We start from the raw sequence: 2,876 nt of genomic DNA on the forward strand, positions 1-2,876 counted from the left end.
GATCAATTTTGATTTTTTATAAGATTAAGGGAGATATAGCGAAAATATCCGCTCATATCTCCCTTAATCATTTATAAATCCAGAAAATAAAATCAGTGTAATCAGTAAAATCAGCGTAATCCTGTTCCAAGACAATTTCAACGCCGAAGGCGTTCATTTACTTTTCGGTGTGCGGGTGAACAGCACGCAGCCAAACGCCACCAGGGCGCCGGCAAGCGACAGGTATAGCCCCGCCTGCGGGTGCGGGCAATCGCCCAGTTCGCACCTGGAGTACAGTAACATATTCCTGAAAGTCCAGGCCAGCAGGAACCCTGCAATAAAGAGGTTGATCCTGGACACCCACTTATTTTTCACCAGGAAAATTACAATGGCCACCACTGAGAGGATAATAGACAAACGGCCAGGTTCACCATAGTTGGAACCGGTTCCGTTTACGCCGGTGAACACCAGGTGCCTGCTATCCACGTCTACGGCCGACCATGGTAAAAAAGCGCATACAATTACCAGCAACGCTGCCAGTATTCCAATAATAGCTGTCCTGGACATACTTTTCAATTTAGGGTGGCAAAGGTACTTTATTTTGCGCCCGGTTCACAATGCGTACGCAGATAATTCGTATATAAAGTAGATAAGTGCTCAAAAGTGCCCTGTCCTTCAGAGATGCTGTGGGTACGGTTTGGATACGCCATAAACTGGAATTGCTTATTATACCTGATCAGTTCATTCAGCAGCATTTCCGCGTTCTGGTAATGTACATTATCATCGCCGGTACCATGGATGTACAGCAGGTTGCCCTGCAGGTTTTTTGCATAAGTGATAGGCGATCCTTTTACAAAATCCTCCCTGTTTTCTTCCGGCAGGCCCATATAACGTTCCTGGTAGATGTTGTCATAAGTGAGCTGGTTGCCTACCGCGGCAATGGCAATGCCTGTTTTATAGATGTCGGGGTATTGGAACAGGAGGTTCAGCGTCATAGAGCCGCCGCCGCTCCAGCCCCAAACCGCCGTGCGCCGGGGATCGAGGAAAGGATATTTCTGCAGCAGCGCTTTGGCGCCCATGGCCTGGTCGCGCGCATTGATCAGCCCTACTTTGCGGTAGATGCATTTGCGCCAGGTACGGCCTTTGGGCAAAGGGGTTCCCCTGTTGTCCATGGATATATACACATATCCATCGGCGGCCATGTCGCCATCATAAAGGAAGTTGCGGCCGGCGCCGATTGCGTCCAGTGCAGTAGCCCCGGCGGGTTCGCCATATACATAAAATACGACGGGGTATTTTTTTGCAGGATCAAAGTTAGCGGGCTTGCTCATCCATCCGCTCATGGTAACGCCATCTACGGTAGTGATGTTGAAAAACTCCGGTTTATTAGGCCCCGATGCGCCTTTGGTGATGGCGTTCAACACCGTGTTGCCGTTGCTTTTATGCGAAGGCAGCTGGAGGTTTTCACTTACAGGATAAGTATAGGCATTACTGAACTCGTGGATGGCCCATGTGCCGTAAGGCGAAATTTTATATTCGTGGGAACCGGGTTCGTTGGCCGGGGTAATGCGTTCCGCCTTGCCGCCGGTCAGCGGCACCTTATACAAGTACTGCTGGGTAGGGTTTTCCGGTGATGCCAGGAAATAGATGGTATTAGCGGCTTCATCGATCTTGGCAATACTGATCACGTCATAATTGCCGGGTGTGAGTAAGGTGGCTTTACCATTTTCTGTTGAGATGTTATAGAGATGACGCCAGCCATCCTGTTCACTTACCCAGATAAAGGACCTGCTGTTACGGGTAAAATCCCATCCGGCGATGTTATCGTCATCCCAGCGGGATTTTACATCGATCCATGCGCTGTCTCTTTCTTCATAGAGCGGGCGTACTTTTCCGTTGCCTGCATCGCAAAGCATTATTTTGCTTTCATTCTGTTTGCGGTTCAGCTGCTGGATGATGAGGGTATTTTTACCGGGTACCCATTCCATACGGGGAATATAATGTTGCTGCTGATCGCCGGGAACCTGCATCCAGGTTGTTTTAGCAGTTTGTATATCTGCTACGCCAACACGGCAGGCAGAAGGGCTTTCTCCTGCTTTCGGGTATTCTACCGGTACGGTGAAAGCGTATATAGAATCGGTGTTATCGATCATGAGGAAGTCGCGGATCTTCGTGGCATCGATCTGCCAGTAGGCGATGCGCTTACTGTCGGGGCTCCAGCGGAAGCCGTCGCGGCAGCCGAACTCTTCTTCATAGGCCCAGTCGAAGGTACCATTGATGAAGCGGCGTGTGCCATCGGTGGTGATGGGTGTGATGGCGCCGGTAGAGAGGTCTTCCACGAAGATGTTATGCCCGCTTACGTACGCGGCTTTGGTTCCGTCGGGCGATAGCTTGGCAAACATGAGGGAGGAAGCGGGTTTATCTTTCCCCAGCTGCAGCAGCTTACCGGTGGCAATGTCCAGCAGCCAGTAATCACCGCGGGTTTCGTAGCGCCATACTTTTTTTGCATTGGTGTAAAGCAATACTTTCTTTTCATCTCCCGAAAAATAAAAATCTTTTAAAGCAAGGCTATGATAGGCGGCGGCAGGAATTTTAAGGGAAGGTTGTTCACCGGATAACGGGAAAGATTCAATACCGGCGGGTGTGGCTTTAAAATAAGACTTTCCGTCGGAGCTCCACCGGATGCCCTTTCCTGGCTGCGCTTGTGTGGGCAGATTATACAGCGCGATAAAAACAATGAGTAAAGTAAGTTTCTTCATTATGTAAGAATAATTTGCAATGGTAGCCAAATTATAATAGAAAAAGAATGAACAATATAGGGACGGTAGCGTTACCGGATAAAAAATCACCCTTTAGTTTGAAAAAAACAATTTCTTTTTTTCTATTTTTATGTCAGA

General features: G+C 48.7%; 2 protein-coding genes. Both read right to left on the reverse strand.

Features of this window, described 5'->3' with window-relative positions; genetic code table 11:
• Positions 1-153: 153 nt before the first annotated feature.
• Positions 154-546: a hypothetical protein gene (locus VN105_RS07360; protein WP_325639412.1), complete on the reverse strand. Its 393-nt coding sequence runs from the start codon at positions 544-546 to the stop codon at positions 154-156.
• A gap of 29 nt (positions 547-575) precedes the next feature.
• Positions 576-2,738, reverse strand: a complete 2,163-nt coding sequence (locus VN105_RS07365; RefSeq protein WP_325639414.1) for a S9 family peptidase — start codon at positions 2,736-2,738, stop codon at positions 576-578.
• Positions 2,739-2,876: the final 138 nt, after the last annotated feature.

The sequence above is a fragment of the Chitinophaga sp. genome (assembly GCF_035564935.1).
GTDB lineage: Bacteria > Bacteroidota > Bacteroidia > Chitinophagales > Chitinophagaceae > Chitinophaga.

Bases quoted from the DNA above. Each gene is read 5' to 3' on its own strand.
- VN105_RS07360 (WP_325639412.1), bottom strand. From the start codon at position 546: ATGTCCAGGACAGCTATTATTGGAATACTGGCAGCGTTGCTGGTAATT.
- VN105_RS07365 (WP_325639414.1), bottom strand. From the start codon at position 2,738: ATGAAGAAACTTACTTTACTCATTGTTTTTATCGCGCTGTATAATCTG.